Here is an 18,283-nt window from a genome sequence, read left to right as displayed (position 1 = left end):
TTCGCATTTACGTTCACGCTTTTAATTGCTACAATCTTACTCATTTTTACACCTGACCACTTTCCAGAACAGAAAGAAGACATGGCAATGATTAAGAGTCGCAAACACGCGCAGACGCGCTTCAACCAACATATGAGCGCAGCGCTGGCTGCGATGCTGCTGCCAGTGGCCGCCCACGCCGCCGAGGCCGCCGCCCCGGAAGCCGCCGACCAGGCCAAGCCACAAACCCTGCAGGAAGTGCAAGTCAACGCCAACCGCGAAAATGACTTCAAGGCCGAACGCGCCTCGTCCGCCAAGTACACCGAAAAACTGGTCGACACCGCCCAGACCCTGACCGTCATCAAGAAAGAGCTGATCGAACAACAAGGCGCCACCACGCTGACCGAAGCGCTGCGCAACACCCCGGGCGTCGGCGCCTTCTTCCTGGGCGAAAACGGCAACACCACCACCGGCGACAGCATCTATATGCGCGGCTTCGACGCTTCGGCCTCGATCTATGTCGACGGCGTGCGCGACGTCGGCTCGATCTCGCGCGACGTCTTCAATATCGAACAGATCGACGTGCTGAAAGGCCCGGCCGGCACCGACAACGGCCGTTCGTCGCCAACCGGTTCGATCAACCTGGTCAGCAAGCAGCCATCGCTGGAAAACGCCTACCAGGGTTCGCTGACCGTGGGCAGCGGCAAGCAACGCCGTGGCACCGCTGATATCAACACCGTCATCAACGCCGAATCGGGCACCGCCTTCCGCCTGAACCTGCTGGACCAGGACAGCGAAAACGCCGGCCGTGACGTGGTCAAGAACAAGCGCTGGGGCGTGGCGCCATCGGTGGCCTTCGGCCTCAACGGTCCAACCCGCGTCTACCTGAACTACCTGCACGTCAAGCAGAACAATATTCCTGATGGCGGCGTGCCGACCATCGGCCTGCCAGGCTATACCGCGCCGGCCACCACCGCTGCTGTTGCCAACATGACCAACGCACCGATGGTCGACCCGAACAACTTCTACGGCACCCGCCTGGACCACGACAACGTCAAGGCCGACATGGCCACCGTCAAGGTCGAGCACGACTTCGCCGGCGGCGCCAAGCTGTCCAACATCAGCCGCTACGGCCGTACCCAGCAGGACTACATGCTGACCGCGTTCATGCTGACCGCTGCCAACATGACCGGCACCGACACCACCAACTACAACAGCTGGACCATGCGCCGCAGCAATCCGACCTTCAAGGATCAGCTGAATGAAATCCTGACCAACCAGACCACGCTGACCGCCAGCTTCGACACGGGCGCCGTCAAGCACACCGTGGTCGGCGGCTTCGAGATCACCAACGAGAAGCAGACCAACTACACCGTGGCGCTGGCTGCCGGCCAGACCCTGCCGCCGGCTAACCTGTACCACCCGAACGTCAACGACGTGGTCAACGTCAGCTATGCGCGCAACGGCGCCCAGACCCGTGGCGAAATCAACACCCAGAGCGCCTATGTGTTCGACACCATCAAGATCGGTGACAAGTGGATCATCAACGGCGGCGTGCGTCTGGACCACTACAACCTGGACTACACCTCGATCGCTGTCACCACCAACGTCGCCACCGCGCTGACCAACAGCGACAACCTGTGGACCGGCAAACTGTCGGCGCTGTACAAGCCTACCGACTACAGCAGCGTGTACGCAATGGTCGGCAGCTCGAAATCGCCACCAGGCGGCACCAGCTTCAGCCTGAGCACCAGCGCCAGCAGCGCTGCCAATCCGAAGTTCGATCCACAGGAAACCACCAACTACGAGCTGGGCACCAAGTGGGATCTGCTGGACAAGAAACTGTCGCTGACCGCCGCCGCCTTCCGCACCGAGGTGAAGAACGAGATCGAAACCGATCCGACCAACACCGCCATCGTCTACCAGAACGGCAAGAAACGCGTGCAAGGTATCGAACTGGGCGTGACCGGCGAAATCAGCCGCGGCTGGCTGGTGAGCGCAGGCTACACCCGTCAATCGACCAGCGTGGAAACCGGCCGCGTGATCACCGCCAGCGGCGACAACCAGCTGACCTACACGCCGAAGCAAGCGTTCACCGCGTGGACCTCGTACACGCTGCCGTTCGGCCTGCAAGTTGGCGGCGGCGCCCGCTTCAGCGACAAGCTGGCACGCGGCACCGATGGCGCCATCGGCACCCCGAAATATGCTGATTCGTACTGGGTGTTCGACGCCATGGCTGCTTACCCGATCAACAAGAACATCGACCTGCGCCTGAATGTCTACAATCTGGGCGACAAAGAGTTCGTGCAAGCGATCAACAAATCGGGTTATCGTTACACCCCGGGCACGCCACGTTCGGCCAGCCTGACCGCGAACTTCAAGTTCTAAGCACCGGTACCCGATTCCGTGTTGCTGGCCTCGCCGCTACGCTTGATGCGTAGCGGCGAGGTTTTTTGCTTTATAGGAGCTACATCATGATGCTGCATATCCCCTGCGTGCTGACGCGCGAACAAGTGAGCGAGATGCGACGCCGCCTGGATGAATCGCAATGGATCGACGGCCGCGCCACGGTCGGCGAGCAGGGCGCCAAGGTCAAGCAGAACCGCCAGTTGCCGGAATCATCGCCACTGGCGCTGGAGCTGGGCCAGACCATCCTGACGGCGCTGGCCACGCACCCGCTATATTTCTCGGCGGTGCTGCCGCTGCGCACCATCCCGCCGCTGTTCAACAGCTATGCTGGCGGCGAGCACTACGGCGCGCATGTCGATGGCTCGATGCGCCGCATTCCCGGCAGCGGCGAATGGGTGCGCACCGATGTCTCCACCACCGTGTTCCTGTGCGATCCGGACGAATACGACGGCGGCGAACTGATCGTCACCGACGCCTATGGCGAGCACGAGGTCAAGCTGCCGGCCGGCGATGCCATCATCTACCCGTCGACCAGCATCCACCGGGTTGAGCCGGTGACGCGCGGCGCCCGCGTCTGCTCGTTCTTCTGGACGCAAAGCATGGTGCGTGACGACATGCGGCGCGGCATGCTGCTGGAGCTGGACCAGAATATCCAGAGCCTGCGCGCCCGCCTCGGCGATTGCCCGGAAATGGTCGGCATCACCGGCCACTATCACAACCTGCTGCGCCAGTGGAGCGAAGTGTAAGCACTACATATGCGGCAGCCACATGCCCATGGTGGCGACGCCTGTTCCCATGGCGATGATGCCGGTGGACAGCGCCAGCAGCATCGCCATGCCAGCGCGCGCCGCCGTGCCGCCGTGCTTGCGGCTCAGCAGATACAGTTCCAGCACCGCCAACGGCAGCAGGTACTGTGCATAGGCGAGGAAGGTCAGGAAGGGGCCGGTAAAGGTATGCGGATCAAAACCGGCCGGCCCGCCGTTCAGCGCCAGCCAGCACATCAGTCCCACACGGAAAAACCACACACCGCTGACGCATAGAAACAGGCGCAAGGCCCAGCGCCGGTGGGCATCGAACTCGCGCGCCAGCGCATGGCGCAAGGCCTGTGCCGCGCATAGCAGCACCAGCAGCCCATTCACGGTGGTGCCGATGTGCTGCGAGGTGTCGCCGACGGTGCCGCGAAACCACACCATATAGATGCCACTGATGCTGGCCAGCACCGCGCCAGCCAGGTAAACCCGGCCATTCCAGCGGTGGAAGGCCGGGGCCAGCGTCCTCAGCTGTGGCAGCAGTTGCAAGGCGCCCCCCAGCATGATGACTGCCGCCAGCAACAGGTGCACAGCGATGGCCGTATTGCCGGCATGCTGGCCTGGAACATACCCGTGCGGCATCACCGTATTCCATCCCGTCAGATCGCCCCGTACGGCGGCGCCGCCGTACAGCGCCACCACGTACAGGCCGAAGATCAATTGCCCGGCGAAGGTAGCGCCGAACCACAGTCTGGCGGTGGCATTGAGGGCTTTGTCCATGTCGTTTCTCCCGTGTTGTTGTATCCGGCCTACGATAGCCAGCGGCCGCCACTGTCTCAAGACAGTGCCGTCCTTGATGCGATGAACGACGGTTTTCAGGACTTGAACGACGATCGTATTGCGGTTATTGTGAGCCGATGACGACCACACCCATCCATTCCTACCGCACACTGTTGCCCACCCGGCGCCAGGTGCTGACCGTGGCAGTGGTCGTGGCGCTGCTGTCATGGTTTCTCCATGCGGCGAGCCGCACGCCGTTGCACATCGTGCTCGCCCACATCGGCTTTATGGGCAGCTGCCTGCTGATGGCCTACTCGGCAGCAGGGCCGCTGCGGCCGCAGTGGCTGTCGCTGCGCGCAGCGCGGCTGCTGGCGCTGGTGGTGACCGCGCCGGTCGCGGCGCTTGCCATGGCGGCGATCATGCAGGGGGCTAATGTCTTCAGCTATCTGCGTAGCATAAAAAACCTCAGCGGCTACATCATGCTGGTGCTGGTGGCGCTGGTCTTTGGCCTGGTACTGTCGACGCTGTCGATGCGCGGCGAGCGACGCCAGCGCGAACGCGCCGACCGCTTGCAGGGGGAACTGGAAAAGAACACGCTGGAACGCGAGTTGCTGGACGCGCGCCTGCGACTGCTGCAAGCACAGATCGAACCGCACTTCCTGTTCAATACGCTGGCGAACGTCGAGGCGCTGGTGGCCTCCGGTTCACCGAATGCCGGGCCGGTGCTGCGCCAGCTGATCGCCTACCTGCGCGCCGCCATGCCGCGCTTGAATGATGCCGATGCCACGCTGGGCACCGAACTGCAATTGGTGCGGACCTATCTGGACCTGATGCACATGCGCATGCCAGACCGGCTGCAATATGATGTGGCCAACCTGCCCGCGTTGGCCAGCCTGCGCTTTCCCGCGATGGCGCTGCTGACGCTGGTGGAAAACGCTGTCCGCCACGGCATCGATCCGAGCATGGCCGGCGGCCGCATTGAAGTGGGTGGCGAGCGGCATGACGACAAGGTCGTGCTGTGGGTCAGCGATACCGGCGTCGGCATGGCGGAGACAGCGCAGCCTGGCACCGGGCTGTCGAATCTGCGCACGCGCTTGCAGGCGTTTTATGGCGCCGATGCGCATCTCGACGTACACGAACAGCAACCGCACGGCGTGCGCGTGGAACTTCATTTTCAACCAGGGACGCCAGCATGACCACCGCTCTCATTGCCGACGACGAACCGCTGCTACGCGAACGCTTGCGCAGCCTGCTGACACAGCTATGGCCGGAACTGCGCCTGATCGACGACGCGCGCAACGGCCCGGAAACGCTGGAACTGTTTGAACAGCACCGGCCGGACATCGTCTTCCTTGACATCCACATGCCTGGACTAAATGGCATCGACACCGCACGCGCACTGGGACGGCGCGCGCACCTGGTGTTTGTCACCGCATACGAACAGTATGCGGTGCAGGCGTTCGAGCAGGGCGCCATCGATTACCTGGTGAAGCCGGTGGACAGCGCCCGCCTGGCGGACACGGTGGAGCGGCTGCGCACGCGCAAGCAGGGCAGCGACACCTTGCATGCCGTGCTCGACCAACTGGCGGACCACATGGCACAGCGTGCGCAGCCGCGAGCATGGCTGCAATGGATCAAGGCATCGGTGGGCACGAGCGTAAGGCTGATACCGGTCGATCAAGTCCATTTCCTGCGTGCCGACGACAAATACACACTGGTGGCGTGGGAGGAAGGCGAAGCCCTGATACGCAAAAGTATCCGCGAACTCAGCGAAGAACTCGATCCAGCGCGCTTCGTGCAGACGCACCGCTCCGTCATCGTCAATCTGGGCAGCGTGCGCGAAGTGGTACGCGGCCTCAACGAAACCGCCGAGCTGCATCTGCGCAACCATGCCGCCGTGCTGCCAGTGAGCCGCAACTACCTGCATCACTTCCGCCAGATGTGACGGTTTTGCTGCGGCGCAGCGCCTGACATGTTCTATACTCGCCGTCATTTTCTCCCGATACATGACGCGCCATGACAACTCCTCACGCCAACCTTGCAGCGCCAGCCCGCATCCGCCGTCGCCAGACCTTGGCCCTGGTGCTGCTGGTGGTGTGCGGCGTTATCAACTACCTCGACCGCGCCACGCTGGCGGTCGCCAATGAATATATTCGCGCCGACCTTGGCCTGTCGCTTGGGCAGATGGGGCTGCTGCTGTCGGCTTTTTCGTGGAGCTACGCGCTATGCCAGTTGCCGGTGGGGGCGCTGGTCGACAAGATCGGGCCGCGCTGGCTGCTCGGCGCCGGGCTTGTGCTGTGGTCGCTGGCGCAGATGGCGGGCGGCTTTGCCGCCACCTTCAGCTATTTCGTCATCGCCCGCATCGCACTGGGGATCGGCGAAGCACCGCAGTTCCCGGCAGCGGCGCGCGTGGTCAGCAACTGGTTTCCGGCGCGTGCGCGCGGCACGCCGACCGGCGTCTACAACTCCGCCTCGCCGCTGGGCGTGGCGCTGGCACCATTGCTGCTGGCGCCGCTGATCGTCGCCACCAGCTGGCACTGGGCGTTCTTCATCACCGGCGCGATGGGCCTCGTGGCAGCGCTGGTGTGGGTCACGTTGTACCGCGACCCGGTGCGCGAGCAACTGACAACGGAAGAACGTGCCTACCTCGAAGTGGACGCAGTCAACGCGGTGGCGCCGAAAGCCAGTTTCTCCTCGTGGCTGGCGCTGTTCCGCTACCGCGTGACGTGGGGCATGATGCTCGGCTTCTTCGGCTCGGTGTACCTGAACTGGGTCTACCTGACCTGGCTGCCCGGCTATCTGCGCACCGAACGCCACATGGACCTGGCCTACGCCGGCATCGCTTCCTCGGTACCGTTCATGTGCGGTTTTGCCGGCGCGCTGATTGCCGGCTGGGCCTCCGACCGGGTCGCCCGCGCGGCGACCTCGCCAGTCACCGGCCGCCGCAACGCGGTGGTGGTGTCGACGCTGGGCATGGTGGCGTTCACCATTCCGGCGGCGCTGGTCGACAGCAATGTGGTGGCGGTGGCCTGCATCTCGATCGTCATCTTCCTGGCGAATGCCTCGTCGGCCTGCGCCTGGTCACTGGCGACCGTGGCGGCGCCGCCGAGCCGGGTGGCTTCGCTGGGCGCGCTGCAAAACTTCGGCGGCTTCCTCGGCGGCGCGCTGGCGCCCATCCTCACCGGCTACATCGCCCAGACTTGGTCCTTCGTGCCGGCGCTGCTGACCGGCGCCGGCATCGCCTTCCTGGGAGCGATGTCCTACCTGTTTCTGGTGACGCGGCCGATTCCGGAATAACTTGCCTGCCCCGGCGGAACGAATATATACTTCGTATACGTTTCGTATATAGAGGGCAGCATGGGTATTGTGAACATCGACGAGGATCTGCACGACCAGATCCGCAAGGCCAGCGCGGTTTCGTGCCGTTCGATCAACGCGCAGGCGGCGTTCTGGATCAAGATCGGCATGCTGGCCGAAACCAATCCCACGCTGACGTTTAACGAAATCATCGCGCGCGAATTGCACGCGGCCGGCGTCGACGCCAGGCATCTGAAAGCGGTCGCCTCATGACCAAGCGGCCAGAAGAAATAGCGCTGATGGCCGAATCGGGCCGGCTGCTGGCCAGCGTTTTCAGCCGGCTGGATAAGCTCAACCTGATCGGCATCTCGACCATGCAGGTCAACGACCTGGTCGACAGCTTCATCGTCAACGAATTGCAGGCACGGCCGGCCAGCAAAGGCCAGTACGGTTATGCCTACGCGCTGAATTCTTCGCGCAACAACGTGGTCTGCCACGGCGTGCCATCCACCACCGACATCCTGGCGGACGGCGATATCGTCAACTTCGACATCACGCTGGAAAAAAATGGCTACATCGCCGACTCCAGCAAAACCTACCTGATCGGCGCTGTTGCGCAAGAGGCACAGCGGCTGGTGCAAGTGACTTATGAAGCGATGTGGAAGGGCATTCACGCCGTCCGGCCGGGCGCGCAACTGGGCGATGTCGGCTACGCTATCCAGCGCCACGCTCAGCGTCACGGCTACTCGGTGGTGCGCGAATACTGCGGCCACGGCATCGGCCGCGAAATGCACGAGCCACCGCAGGTGCTGCACTGGGGCCGTCCGAAGACAGGGCTGATCCTGCGCGAAGGCATGGTGTTCACCATCGAGCCGATGATCAACCAGGGCCGACACGCCTGCCGCACCGAAGACGACGGCTGGACAGTCGTCACCACCGACGGCCAGCTGTCCGCCCAGTTCGAGCATACGGTGGCCGTCACCCGCAGCGGCGTGCAGGTGTTGACGCTGCGCAGCGACGAAACCTTCGCCTGAGCTTTGCCCATTATTACGCGAGGGTGAATGCAGAATTGCAGCCTGCGTGATTTCCTGGCCGGCGCTCCTGCCGCACAATGCATCGCAAGATGCCTACGCAAAGGAGCCCCGCATGACCACCAACGAAATCCGCCCGCCACTGCCGCCGTTCGACCTCGCCTCCGCCCTGGAAAAAGTCCGTCTCGCCGAAGATGGCTGGAATTCCCGCAATCCTGAAAAAGTCAGCCTGGCCTACACGCCGGACAGCCGCTGGCGCAACCGCGCCGAGTTCGCGACCGGCCGCCCGGAAATCGTCCAGTTCCTGAGCCGCAAATGGGCAAAGGAACTCGACTACCGCTTAATCAAGGAACTGTGGGCCTACGAAGGCAACCGCATCGCCGTGCGCTACGCCTACGAATGGCGCGACGATTCCGGCAACTGGTATCGCTCCTACGGCAACGAGAACTGGGAGTTCGACCCGCAGGGACTGATGCAGCGCCGCTTCGCCTGCATCAACGACCTGCCGATCAAGGAATCCGACCGCAAATTCCACTGGCCACTGGGCCGCCGCCCGGACGATCATCCGGGCTTGACCGAACTGGGGCTTTGATTACGCGTGCACTGCGCACCAAGCCAAAATTGGCAGAGCTGTGCGAGCTCCAATCATTCGTATATACTTCAACATGTACCATATGCTGTACAAGATTTGAAACGATGGAGTGCCTATGCGAATTATTAACTTTTCCGATGCCCGCAGCAATCTACGGACTGTCATCGACCAGGTGGTGGAAGATGCCGATATCACCGTCATTTCGCGTCGCGATGCGCCAGATGCCGTAGTCATGTCCTTCGATCACTACAGCAGCCTGATGGAGACTGTGCATTTGCTTAGTTCGCCGGCTAACGTGGCACACCTGGCAAAATCAATCGATCAGGCACGCGCAGGTCAAGCGCAGCATCGGGAACTAATCAGCATTCCCGATATGGAGAACTCGGAAAATGCGCAACATAAAGTTCACGGATGAGGCTTGGACCAGCTACACCTACTGGCAAACGCAGGACAAAAGAACGCTCAAACGCATCAATGAACTCATCAAAGATGCGCAAAGAGACCCCTTCAGTGGTATTGGCAAGCCCGAGGCATTAAAGCATAGCCTCACTGGCTTCTGGTCCAGACGGATAGACGAGACAAACCGCTTTATCTACGAAGCCACCGAAGAAGACTTGGTCATCATTTCTTGCCGCTATCATTACTGATTAGTGTGCACGCGGAATAAAGTTTGACACTTCATTCTCATACAAATCAAAGAGTTAAGTCATTAGAGAAGCAATAGCCAACAGAATATAGTTTGACACTAAATTAGCTTGACCACTTTGCCCGCAAAATCTTGCAGTAATAAAGTTTGACACTACGAAATAGCCACGTGGCGTTCCACGCTAACGTCTGCTGGTCTTCTTCAACACGACGATGAGTTCCCCCAAGGCAAGCGCCTCTGATTAGAGCCTTTGGGCCTCGACCTTGATCCAGCCTAATAGCTGTGCCGAGTATTTATCCAAGCCACGAGATAATCGCCACTTCTCATGTGCAACAGGTACCTGTTCCCAATAACCGCCGCCACTCGTTCGTATGCGGCTCCACCAACGCTCAGCGTGGGCTGCGGTCACATTAGAGATAGCGACGGTCTGCTCCCCAAGGCCGCCGCTCAGTTCATATCAACGAAGCCAAGGAAGATTCTTGTGCGGGCCGTAGATATAATTGTTATCAATCCAAAATTTACCCCCATCGACTGGCCCCCATATGTACCCATCTTGAATCCAGTATTTCCCACCGTTCTGAGGGCCCCAAATCCAACCATCATCGATCCAGTACTTTCCAGATTGCTGTGGCCCCCATATGAACTTATCATCTATCCAGAATCCTGTGTACATACATTACCCCGCTTGTGTATAGCTATTGCCTTCTGATATTTTGACTGACCACTCTTGCCGCGGATTCAGTAGGCAGACAAACCACCTCATTCAGTCCATAAATGCATCACATCTTGGTGATTATCAGCGCGTCAACTTCTCAGCATTCACTGCATCGAGAAAATTGAAATCACTGAAGGTGCCGAGACTTAATCTTCCGAAGCCGTTGAAAAGCTTGCTGACTTCGTCAAACTTCAATTTCAAGGCTGCCCCGTTCTCTACTGACAAAGCTGACAGAATCCCATTTCGGGTATGCTCATCACCTGCCCTAATAAACAAAGGCAGTTGCGCCGAGTAGTGGAAGTAGACTGCGGTGCGTGGAGTCCAAAAGTGGCTGGATCCCCCTGAATTCAAGTCCATTTTGGCGACAGCAGCAAGCGTCAGGAAAACGTCAGCCTCCTGCAATTCGAGGAACGTTGTCTTATCTGTTGCGCTGCGTTCCTTTAACAGGTCAGCCGAAACGGATACGCGTTGCAAATTCAGCGCGCGGTTGCGGTGATCATCTATTGAAACGATGGAAGTGTTGAAGACGAAGAATCCTTCGGCTTTAAGCTCGCCATTCCGGCCGCGAACAATAAATGTCGTAGTGACTATACGACGCAGTGACTTCCAACATGTATGGAGGCGGATACCGGATCGTTTTGCAGATAGGCCAGCAGTTCGGCCGGATTGTGCACATTGATGCCGGACAGCTGGGCAAAGGCATCGCGCTTTGCCTCGGTGCCGAAGTCGTAGCCGATCTGCCCCAGCACATAAGCCAGCGCTGGCGGCGCCTTGTTCTTGCTGCAGGCGCAGTCGGAAGCGTTGACTTCACTGGCGCTGACTTGCGCCGGCGCGGAGGACGGCAGGACTGCCGCGTTGTCGGCGCCGCCGGCCAGGGCTGTTTCGAGCATGCTTGCCGATATGGTGTTTTCGCTTTCAATCATCATCTTTCTCCAATCAAGGGAACTGTGGGGACCAACTTCTTTTATGCCTAGCAAACTGGCGTGCGCTGCGGTGATATTGAGCCGGCCGGCCAGCGTGCGCTGGCAATCGGTGGAGGTGGTGCTGTCGCAGCGATCCGCCGCATCCAGCAATGCGGTGCGGACCGCATGGGCATCACGTGGCGCGCCGCGCAGGACCTGCAAGCTCATTAGCAGCGCGGCGACGCCGGTAACGATAGGTGCGGCAAAGCTGGTGCCGCTGCGCGGCATGACAGCGCCGCCGGGCGCGGCGCCGGGGATGTCAACGCCGGGCGCGAGAATGCCGTTGTTCTGATAGAGATCGCCCCAGTTGCTGAAGTCCAGAGGCTGCTGATTGTGGTCCATCGCGCCAACCGCCAGCACCGAGGCCAGCGACGCTGGCACATGCAGACAGCGGCAGCCGTCATTGCCTACGGCGGCGACCACCAGGATGCCGAGTTCGGCGCAGCGTTGGATCGCCTGTTGCAGTAGCGGATCGGCCGTGCCGCTGGCGCTCAATTCGCCGCCGCTGATATTGATGATGTGGGCGCCGTGGGAGATTGCGTGATCGATGGCGCGGGCCAGGTCAAGCTGCAGGCAGCTGCGCTTGCCACCCTGGCTGGACGAATAGATCGGCACAATAATGCCGCGACAGCCAGGCGCAATCCCCTGTATCGCACTACCGTGCTGGCCAAACACGATGCTGGCCACATGTGTCCCATGTTGCGAGGCAGGGTCATTGCCTACCGCGCTGCTGGCAAGCGTGGCGACTTCTTCAATTTGGGCGCCGTCGAAGCAGGCGTGGGCAAGATCAACCGGCCCATCCAGGATGGCAATGCAAATCTCCGGATGGCCGAGGGTCTCGCCCCACAACGCCTGCAAGCCATGCAAGCTCGAAATCGTGCTCATGCTGTCTTCCCCTGGATTTTTGTTATCGAGGGACATACAGCAAACGGCATGCCAATACGAAAATGACGTGTTTTGAGGGAATTCAGGACTGGAAGCTGTAATGTTCGGTGTAAATTGACAGCGGCGAAAGTGCTTTTACACGCTATTTACTGCTGGGGATTAAGCTGGTCTGGGCAGCAAGCGTGGTTTGCCTGCAAGGACGGATTGATCCAGCTTGGCTAATCGCGAGGCTCAGCGCTCGGAGAAAGCAGTGCAGCTCCAGTTACATCTAGAACGGGAGCTGCGCTTGCTGGTCTTTGAAGAACCATGGAAAACAGAAGACGATTAGCCACAGGAAAGGCTCACAGGTCATCTATTAGCGCCATAGGAACTCTCTACCTGTTTGGGGTGAGAGAACTTCAATCTCATCAAAACTTGGTTGCAACCTTCGCGTAGAAGTAGCGCCCACGCACATCATAGGTGTACATATCGAAGTTGATCGGATTGTTGGCGGCGGAAGCGGGCGGCATCTTATCAAATACATTGTCGATCCCGAGCGCCAGCGTCAAATTACCGCCAGGTAGCGTATGGCCGAACTGCAGATCGTGATACAGCACCGCTGCTGTATGTCCACCATTGACCGCGTTGTTAGCGATATCCGCGCTGCCGCCGATAAAGCGTGCCTTCCATCCGGCCGTGTAGTTTTTTCCAAGGTAGCGCAATGAAGCCTGGGCTTTTACGCGCGGGAAGGTCGAGCGCGGCTGGTCCGACTTGCCGGCGCGGTCATCGACCACCACACTGCCATCGGCCTGCGGCACGTAGGAACGGTAACGTTCAAGATAGGAGACATCCAGCGCGCTGTCGATCTTGCCGCCGGCTGCCGGGAATACATAGCGCAGCGTGGCGTCAATCCCGGCGACCTCCAGCCGCGACAGGTTAACCACCGCCTGCGTCAGCTGTAATACTTCACCGCCGGTGCCACGCTGGATCAGATCGCAGAACTGGCCGCTTACCGCGCACGATTGCAGCAATTGCGTCGCCGTTTGCGAGGCGATCGCATCCTTGATCTTGATGAGGAATTTATCGGCCGTGAAGCTCAGCCCGTCGATGGCCGATGGCGTCCACGCCAGGCCAACGCTGTAGGTATCGGCGGTTTCCGGCTTGAGGCTGGTATTGCCTGCCGTAACGCCGCGCATCAAGCCGCTGTTGTACAGATTCTGGTTGTAGCTCGACGGTATTCCCGCGCATCCCGGCAAGCTGGCGCCGCCGCCGTTACATGGGTCGACCGCCTGGAAATTGGTCTGCCGCTGGCCCTGGTACAGTTCCAGGATAGACGGTGCCCGGAAGCCCTGCGAGTAGGTGCCGCGCAACATGGTCGATTTCACCGGACGATACAGCAAGGCCAGCTTGCCGGTGGCCTTGCCGCCCACGGTGGAATAACGCGAGTAGCGCATCGCCGCATCCAGTTCCAGATAGTGCACGCCTGGCAGATTGGACAACAAAGGCACGCTGACTTCGGCATAGGCTTCATGCAGGTCGTACTTGCCATTGGTTGGACTGCGGCCGGCATTGGTGGTCGGCGACTGGCCAACACCGCTGACAGTTGGCAGCACCGTCGAGATACTGCCGGAGAAGGCATCCGGTGCATCGAAACCGGTTTCGCGACGGTATTCGTAGCCGGTTGCCAGGCCCAGTTCGCCGGCAGGCAGTTCCATCAGGGTCCGCGTGGCGTTGAACGACAAATCAGTCTGGCTGGTGCCATTGCGGTCATGCGCGTTATAGCGGATGTAGTTGGCCATGTCCGGCGTGATGGTGCCGAAGATATTCAGCGGCGTGCAGCCCGGCGCCGCCGCGCACACAGCGGGCGAGGCCAGCGCGTTGTAGACGTGATCCAGGTTGATCTGATTATAGGAATCGAAGTCGGCGCGCGATTTAGTGTAGGTCGCGGTGGCGTCCCAGCGCCATTCCCCCATCCAGTCGAGACGGCCATCAATGCCGAGCAGCAGCCGTCCCAGCTCCACGCGCTGCTCGACGCTGCGATTGCCCACGTCGTTGGCAACACGCTGGATACGGAAGGTCGAACCGGAGAAGCCCAGCGCATTCGCCGCCGGCACACCGTTGGCCGTGCCGAATGGATTGTAGGCCTGGTCGCTGGAGATGCGGAAGCCATTGCTGCCGCGTATGTCCAACGCAAACGGCGAATACAGCTGACTGGATTCGCGCACCGAGTACAGCGCTTCCACCCGCGCTGTGGTGTCGTCATCGATCTGATAACTGAGGCGGCCGAACACGCCGCCGCGCTTGCTCGGACCGGCCGCCTGCATGCCCTGGGTCATGGTGTTGTAATAGTCGCCGGGTAAGCTGGCAGTATGGAAACTGTTGTCGGCGCCAGCGCCGACGCCAATCGACGTGACCCCGGCATTGCGCGCCACCGCCGTCGCTGCGCTCGATGCAAAGCCGCTGGCCGTGCCAAAGTAGGCATTATTGGACAAGCCCGGCAACACATACAGGCCTTGCGGACTGACCGGCGCCGCAGTCAATGGCGCCAGCGCCACGCTGGTCAGCGCGCGGTCGGAGCTGGCAATCGGCTTGCTGTCATTAAAACTGGCAGACAGGAACAGCGAGGTTTTGTCAAAGCGCTTGCCCCAGTTGACATAGCCGCTGGCGTTCTCCGCGTCGTTATGACTGCTTTGTCCCAGCCGCAGGTCCGACTCAAAGCCGTCGAGGCGCTTTTTGGTATAGATGTTGACCACGCCGGCAATCGCGTCCGCGCCGTAGATGGCCGAAGCGCCATCCTTGAGCACTTCGATATGGTCGATGATCCCCAGCGGAATCGTGTTCAGGTCGACAAAGTCGCGAAAACCACGGCCACCGGCCGCATTGCCCCAGCGATGCCCGTCCACCAGCACCAGCGTGCGATTGCCGCTGCCCTCAGCGCTGCCCAGATAGCGCAGATTGATCGAGCTGACGCCGTACGAGGTACCCTGGGTGCCGTTGGAGTTCAGGCTGACGCCAGCGCTAGGCACCGTCTGCAACAGGTCGCCGACCGAGGTTGGCGACGCAAATTTCATATCGTCCTTGCTCAAGGTGAGCATCGGACCTACCCCGTCGGCATCGCGCCGGATGATGCGCGAACCGGTGACGACGATCGATTGCAAAGACGGGTCCGGCGTAGCCGGAGCACCGGCCGGTTCGGTTGTCTGCGCGTGCACAGCGAGCGGTCCTAACAAGCTCAGCGCGATTGCTTCCACTGCCCAATTTTTCTTCAAAATCATTATTACACCCCTATACATTTTTGGATTGCATGAACATGTAACTTGACCGCCATGGCGGCCGGACTGCTTCAAGCGCGCGGAGTCCGGACTCCGAACGAGTTGATGGATGACGGCGCCGTTCAGGCGCCATCCTGATTCAGATGGCACGCCGACCAGTGGCGCGGTGCGATTTCTTCCCAGGCCGGCGCTTCCACCGCGCAACGCGGCATCGCATGCGGGCAGCGCGGATGGAAGGCGCAGCCGCCGGGGCGCTGCAATGGGCTGGGCAACTCTCCCTGGATAGGCTGATGCTCCACCACCGGCGCATCCAGCCGTGGCGCATCGGCAATCAGCGCGCGCGTGTAGGGATGGTTGGCATGGGAAAAAATCTCGGCGGTGTCGGCCAGTTCGACCAACTGCCCCAGATACATGATGGCGACGCGGTCGGCCACGTATTCGACTACCGCCAGGTTATGGCTGATGAACAGATAGGTCAGTCCCTGCGCCTCGCGCAGGTCCATGAACAGATTCAATATCTGCGCCTGCACCGAGACGTCCAGCGCCGACACTGCCTCGTCGCAGACAATAAAGCGCGGCTTGAGCGCCAGCGCCCTCGCAATCGCGATGCGCTGCCGCTGGCCGCCGGAAAACTGCTGCGGATAGCGCGTCGCATAACTGGCATCCAGCCCCACTTGCGACAGCAGACTGCGCACGTAGTCGGCAGCATCGGCTGGCGCCACCAGGCCGTGATACAGCGCCGCCTCGCCCACCAGCTGCTCGATGCGCAAACGCGGATTCAATGATGCATATGGATTCTGAAACACCATCTGAATTTGCCGGTGTTGCGCCACGCTAGGACGGCTGATATCGCGGCCTTCAAAAAGCATGGCACCGCTAGTCGGCGGCAGCAGGCCGGCGATCATGCGTCCGACCGTGGATTTGCCACACCCCGACTCGCCCACCAGGCCCAGTACCTCGCCCTGTTCGACGCGCAGCGACAACTGATTGACCGCATACACGGTAGGGTTGGTGCGGCCGTGCAAGCGCGCCAGCCAGCCCGGCGGCGCGCTAAAGCTCTTGCTGATTTCCTGTGTCTCCAGCATCGTATTCATACAGTTCCTACCGGTATCAGTGGGTAAAAGCAGCGGTGTTCCCGGTGGCCGAGTCGTACCACTGGCGGCGGCGCGGCGCATGCCGCTTCGGCCCGTCCGCAACGCGGCGCAAAGGCGCAGCCGGCCGGCAAAGCGTGCAATGGCGGCGCCGCTCCGGGAATCGCATACAAACGGCTGCCGCGTGAGCCAGCGTGCGGCAGCGCATCGAGCAAGCCGCGCGTGTAGGGATGCAGCGGCTGCGCCAGCACTTCGCTGACCGGGCCACGCTCGACCACGCGGCCGGCATACATCACGCACAAATCGTCCGCCAGATCCTTGATCAGGCTGATGTCGTGGGTAATCCACATCATCGCCGTGCCGCTGTCGCGCGCCAGGCGCTTCATCTGGTACAGGATCTGCGCCTGGATGGTGACGTCCAGTGCGGTGGTCGGTTCGTCGGCGATAATCAGGTCCGGCCGGTTCAGGATGGCATTGGCGATGGCCACCCGCTGGCGCATGCCTCCCGACATCTCGTGCGGGTAGGCGCGCATCCTTTGCTCCGGCGCGGCAATGCCTACCTGGCGCAGCGCCGCAATCACCCGCTGGTTGATCTGCTGGCGGTCCAGCCGCTGATGCAGCGCCAGCGTTTCGCCAAGTTGGGCGCCAATGCGCATCACCGGATTGAGCGACATCATCGGGTCTTGAAACACCATGGCGATACGATTGCCGCGCAGCTCGCGCCAGCGGGCGGCGTCGGCCTGGCGCAAGTCCTCGCCACGGAAGATGATGTCGCCAGCGGCGATACGGCCCGGCGCATCCAGCAAATTCATCAGCGAAAACGCCGTCACCGACTTGCCGGAACCGGATTCGCCGACGATGCCCAGCACCCTGCCGCGTTCAATCGAGAACGACACCTGATCCAGCGCGCGGATGACGCCGGCGCGCGTATGGAATTCGGTAACCAGCTTGTTCACTTCAATCAGTGCCATCTGCCTATCCTCTCAGTCAGGTTGCAACATCACGCGCAGACGGTCGCCGACCAGGCTGATCGACACCACCAGCAGCACCAGCGCAATGCCCGGAAACACGCTGATCCAGTACAGATTGGAAAACATGTAATCGAAGCCATTCGAAATCAGCAGCCCCAGCGACGGCTTGGTCTGCGGCAGGCCGATGCCGAGAAAGCTCATGGTCGCCTCCAGCGTGATCGCAGCCGCCATCTGGTTGGTGGTGGTGACGATCAGTGGTGCCAGGCAGTTCGGCAGCACATGGCGGAACATGATGCGATGCGCCGGCAGGCCCTGGCCGCGCGCAGCTTCGACGTAATCCTTGCTGCGCTCCACCAGCGCCGATCCGCGCACATTGCGGGCGAACACCGCCCACTGCACCAGCACCAACGCCAGCAAGGTCTTGTCAGCGCCCTGTCCAAGAACGGCTAGCAACACCAGCGCGATCAGGATGGTGGGCAGGCTTAGTTGCACATCGACGATGCGCATCAGCAGCGCGTCGACACGGCCGCCGCGCCAGGCTGACAGCAGCCCGACTGCGGTACCAATCAGTAGCGCTACCAGCGCGCTGGTCACGCCGATCACCAGGCTGACGCGCAGGCCATACAGGATTGCGCTCAGCACATCGCGGCCGGCGCCATCGGTGCCGAGGTAGTAGGTCAAAGCATGGTCGTTGCTGGATGCGCCCGGCGGCTTCTCGTTTTCAATGATGCTGACCTGGCGCAGGTCATACGGGTCCTGCGGCGCGATCAGCGGCGCGGTCATCGCGGCCACCACCAGCAGCGCCAGCAGCGCCACGGCAAAGCGTGCGGACGGGCTGCGGAAAAAGCGCCGCAGCGCCGCACGCCATGGCGGCTGTACCGGTGGTGCGGCCCTGACTTGCTGGATGTCGTTCATATGCATAGGG

17 protein-coding genes are annotated in these 18,283 nt (G+C 61.2%); 10 read left to right on the top strand and 7 right to left on the bottom strand.

The genetic code is table 11. From position 1 onward, the window contains the following. Positions 1–81 precede the first annotated feature (81 nt). Both BLS51_RS24500 and BLS51_RS24495 read left to right on the top strand, forming a co-directional pair. Positions 82–2,367, top strand: a complete 2,286-nt coding sequence (locus BLS51_RS24500; protein WP_090190930.1) for a catecholate siderophore receptor Fiu — start codon at positions 82–84, stop codon at positions 2,365–2,367. Between the two features lie 86 nt (positions 2,368–2,453). After that, positions 2,454–3,134, top strand: coding sequence for a Fe2+-dependent dioxygenase (locus BLS51_RS24495; RefSeq protein ID WP_090190932.1), 681 nt, complete (start codon positions 2,454–2,456; stop codon positions 3,132–3,134). A gap of 3 nt (positions 3,135–3,137) precedes the next feature. Here BLS51_RS24495 and BLS51_RS24490 read toward each other — a convergent pair whose 3' ends face one another. Next, entirely contained in the window at positions 3,138–3,917 is a 780-nt protein-coding gene (locus BLS51_RS24490) for a DUF2306 domain-containing protein (RefSeq protein WP_175472680.1), read from the bottom strand. A 137-nt stretch (positions 3,918–4,054) separates the two neighbouring features. Between BLS51_RS24490 and BLS51_RS24485 the strand changes: the two genes are divergently transcribed. From BLS51_RS24485 to BLS51_RS24450, 8 genes are all read left to right on the top strand, one after another. Beyond that, complete coding sequence (locus tag BLS51_RS24485) at positions 4,055–5,113, top strand: sensor histidine kinase (protein ID WP_090190938.1); 1,059 nt, start codon at positions 4,055–4,057, stop codon at positions 5,111–5,113. Continuing rightward, on the top strand, positions 5,110–5,862 hold the full coding sequence (locus BLS51_RS24480) for a LytR/AlgR family response regulator transcription factor (RefSeq protein WP_090190940.1): 753 nt from the start codon (positions 5,110–5,112) through the stop codon (positions 5,860–5,862). The genes BLS51_RS24485 and BLS51_RS24480 overlap by 4 nt, the downstream gene beginning before the upstream one ends. Positions 5,863–5,933: 71 nt before the next feature. Then, positions 5,934–7,214, top strand: coding sequence for an MFS transporter (locus tag BLS51_RS24475; protein WP_090190943.1), 1,281 nt, complete (start codon positions 5,934–5,936; stop codon positions 7,212–7,214). Between the two features lie 60 nt (positions 7,215–7,274). Further along, entirely contained in the window at positions 7,275–7,487 is a 213-nt protein-coding gene (locus tag BLS51_RS24470) for a ParD-like family protein (RefSeq protein ID WP_090190946.1), read from the top strand. Then, positions 7,484–8,248, top strand: a complete 765-nt coding sequence (map, locus tag BLS51_RS24465) for a type I methionyl aminopeptidase (protein ID WP_090190949.1) — start codon at positions 7,484–7,486, stop codon at positions 8,246–8,248. Before BLS51_RS24470 ends, map begins: the two co-directional genes overlap by 4 nt. A 112-nt stretch (positions 8,249–8,360) precedes the next feature. Next, a complete protein-coding gene (locus BLS51_RS24460; protein WP_090190952.1) occupies positions 8,361–8,837 on the top strand; it encodes a nuclear transport factor 2 family protein in 477 nt (158 codons plus the stop codon). A gap of 115 nt (positions 8,838–8,952) precedes the next feature. Then, positions 8,953–9,252, top strand: a complete 300-nt coding sequence (locus BLS51_RS24455) for a type II toxin-antitoxin system Phd/YefM family antitoxin (protein ID WP_090190955.1) — start codon at positions 8,953–8,955, stop codon at positions 9,250–9,252. Then, entirely contained in the window at positions 9,227–9,484 is a 258-nt protein-coding gene (locus BLS51_RS24450; RefSeq protein WP_090190958.1) for a Txe/YoeB family addiction module toxin, read from the top strand. The genes BLS51_RS24455 and BLS51_RS24450 overlap by 26 nt, the downstream gene beginning before the upstream one ends. Positions 9,485–10,279: 795 nt before the next feature. Here BLS51_RS24450 and BLS51_RS24445 read toward each other — a convergent pair. The 6 genes from BLS51_RS24445 to BLS51_RS24420 all read right to left on the bottom strand — a co-directional run bounded on the left by BLS51_RS24445 (position 10,280) and on the right by BLS51_RS24420 (position 18,279). Next, a complete protein-coding gene (locus BLS51_RS24445; RefSeq protein WP_090190960.1) occupies positions 10,280–10,672 on the bottom strand; it encodes a hypothetical protein in 393 nt (130 codons plus the stop codon). A gap of 113 nt (positions 10,673–10,785) precedes the next feature. Then, complete coding sequence (locus BLS51_RS24440; RefSeq protein WP_175472679.1) at positions 10,786–12,045, bottom strand: S8 family serine peptidase; 1,260 nt, start codon at positions 12,043–12,045, stop codon at positions 10,786–10,788. Positions 12,046–12,452: 407 nt separating this feature from the next. Further along, complete coding sequence (locus BLS51_RS24435) at positions 12,453–15,236, bottom strand: TonB-dependent receptor (RefSeq protein ID WP_217636495.1); 2,784 nt, start codon at positions 15,234–15,236, stop codon at positions 12,453–12,455. Between the two features lie 182 nt (positions 15,237–15,418). Next, positions 15,419–16,390 carry an ABC transporter ATP-binding protein gene (locus BLS51_RS24430; RefSeq protein ID WP_090190968.1) on the bottom strand — a complete coding sequence of 324 codons (972 nt, stop codon included), beginning with the start codon at positions 16,388–16,390 and terminating at the stop codon, positions 15,419–15,421. After that, the gene (locus tag BLS51_RS24425; protein ID WP_090190971.1) at positions 16,387–17,358 is read right to left on the bottom strand and encodes an ABC transporter ATP-binding protein; all 972 of its coding nucleotides are present in this window, start codon (positions 17,356–17,358) and stop codon (positions 16,387–16,389) included. Before BLS51_RS24425 ends, BLS51_RS24430 begins: the two co-directional genes overlap by 4 nt. A 12-nt stretch (positions 17,359–17,370) precedes the next feature. Next, on the bottom strand, positions 17,371–18,279 hold the full coding sequence (locus BLS51_RS24420; protein WP_090190974.1) for an ABC transporter permease: 909 nt from the start codon (positions 18,277–18,279) through the stop codon (positions 17,371–17,373). Positions 18,280–18,283: the final 4 nt, after the last annotated feature.

The organism is Duganella sp. OV510 (genome assembly GCF_900100205.1).
Taxonomy (GTDB): Bacteria; Pseudomonadota; Gammaproteobacteria; order Burkholderiales; family Burkholderiaceae_D; genus Rugamonas.
The sequence above is the reverse complement of the archived record's forward strand: the minus strand, read 5'-3'. Positions and strand labels throughout refer to the sequence as shown.

Bases quoted from the DNA above. Each gene is read 5' to 3' on its own strand.
- BLS51_RS24475 (WP_090190943.1), top strand. From the start codon at position 5,934: ATGACAACTCCTCACGCCAACCTTGCAGCGCCAGCCCGCATCCGCCGT.
- BLS51_RS24425 (WP_090190971.1), bottom strand. From the start codon at position 17,358: ATGGCACTGATTGAAGTGAACAAGCTGGTTACCGAATTCCATACGCGC.
- BLS51_RS24490 (WP_175472680.1), bottom strand. From the start codon at position 3,917: ATGGACAAAGCCCTCAATGCCACCGCCAGACTGTGGTTCGGCGCTACC.
- BLS51_RS24420 (WP_090190974.1), bottom strand. From the start codon at position 18,279: ATGCATATGAACGACATCCAGCAAGTCAGGGCCGCACCACCGGTACAG.
- BLS51_RS24495 (WP_090190932.1), top strand. From the start codon at position 2,454: ATGATGCTGCATATCCCCTGCGTGCTGACGCGCGAACAAGTGAGCGAG.
- BLS51_RS24455 (WP_090190955.1), top strand. From the start codon at position 8,953: ATGCGAATTATTAACTTTTCCGATGCCCGCAGCAATCTACGGACTGTC.
- BLS51_RS24430 (WP_090190968.1), bottom strand. From the start codon at position 16,390: ATGAATACGATGCTGGAGACACAGGAAATCAGCAAGAGCTTTAGCGCG.
- BLS51_RS24450 (WP_090190958.1), top strand. From the start codon at position 9,227: ATGCGCAACATAAAGTTCACGGATGAGGCTTGGACCAGCTACACCTAC.
- BLS51_RS24440 (WP_175472679.1), bottom strand. From the start codon at position 12,045: ATGAGCACGATTTCGAGCTTGCATGGCTTGCAGGCGTTGTGGGGCGAG.
- BLS51_RS24480 (WP_090190940.1), top strand. From the start codon at position 5,110: ATGACCACCGCTCTCATTGCCGACGACGAACCGCTGCTACGCGAACGC.
- BLS51_RS24500 (WP_090190930.1), top strand. From the start codon at position 82: ATGGCAATGATTAAGAGTCGCAAACACGCGCAGACGCGCTTCAACCAA.
- BLS51_RS24460 (WP_090190952.1), top strand. From the start codon at position 8,361: ATGACCACCAACGAAATCCGCCCGCCACTGCCGCCGTTCGACCTCGCC.
- BLS51_RS24485 (WP_090190938.1), top strand. From the start codon at position 4,055: ATGACGACCACACCCATCCATTCCTACCGCACACTGTTGCCCACCCGG.
- BLS51_RS24470 (WP_090190946.1), top strand. From the start codon at position 7,275: ATGGGTATTGTGAACATCGACGAGGATCTGCACGACCAGATCCGCAAG.
- map (WP_090190949.1), top strand. From the start codon at position 7,484: ATGACCAAGCGGCCAGAAGAAATAGCGCTGATGGCCGAATCGGGCCGG.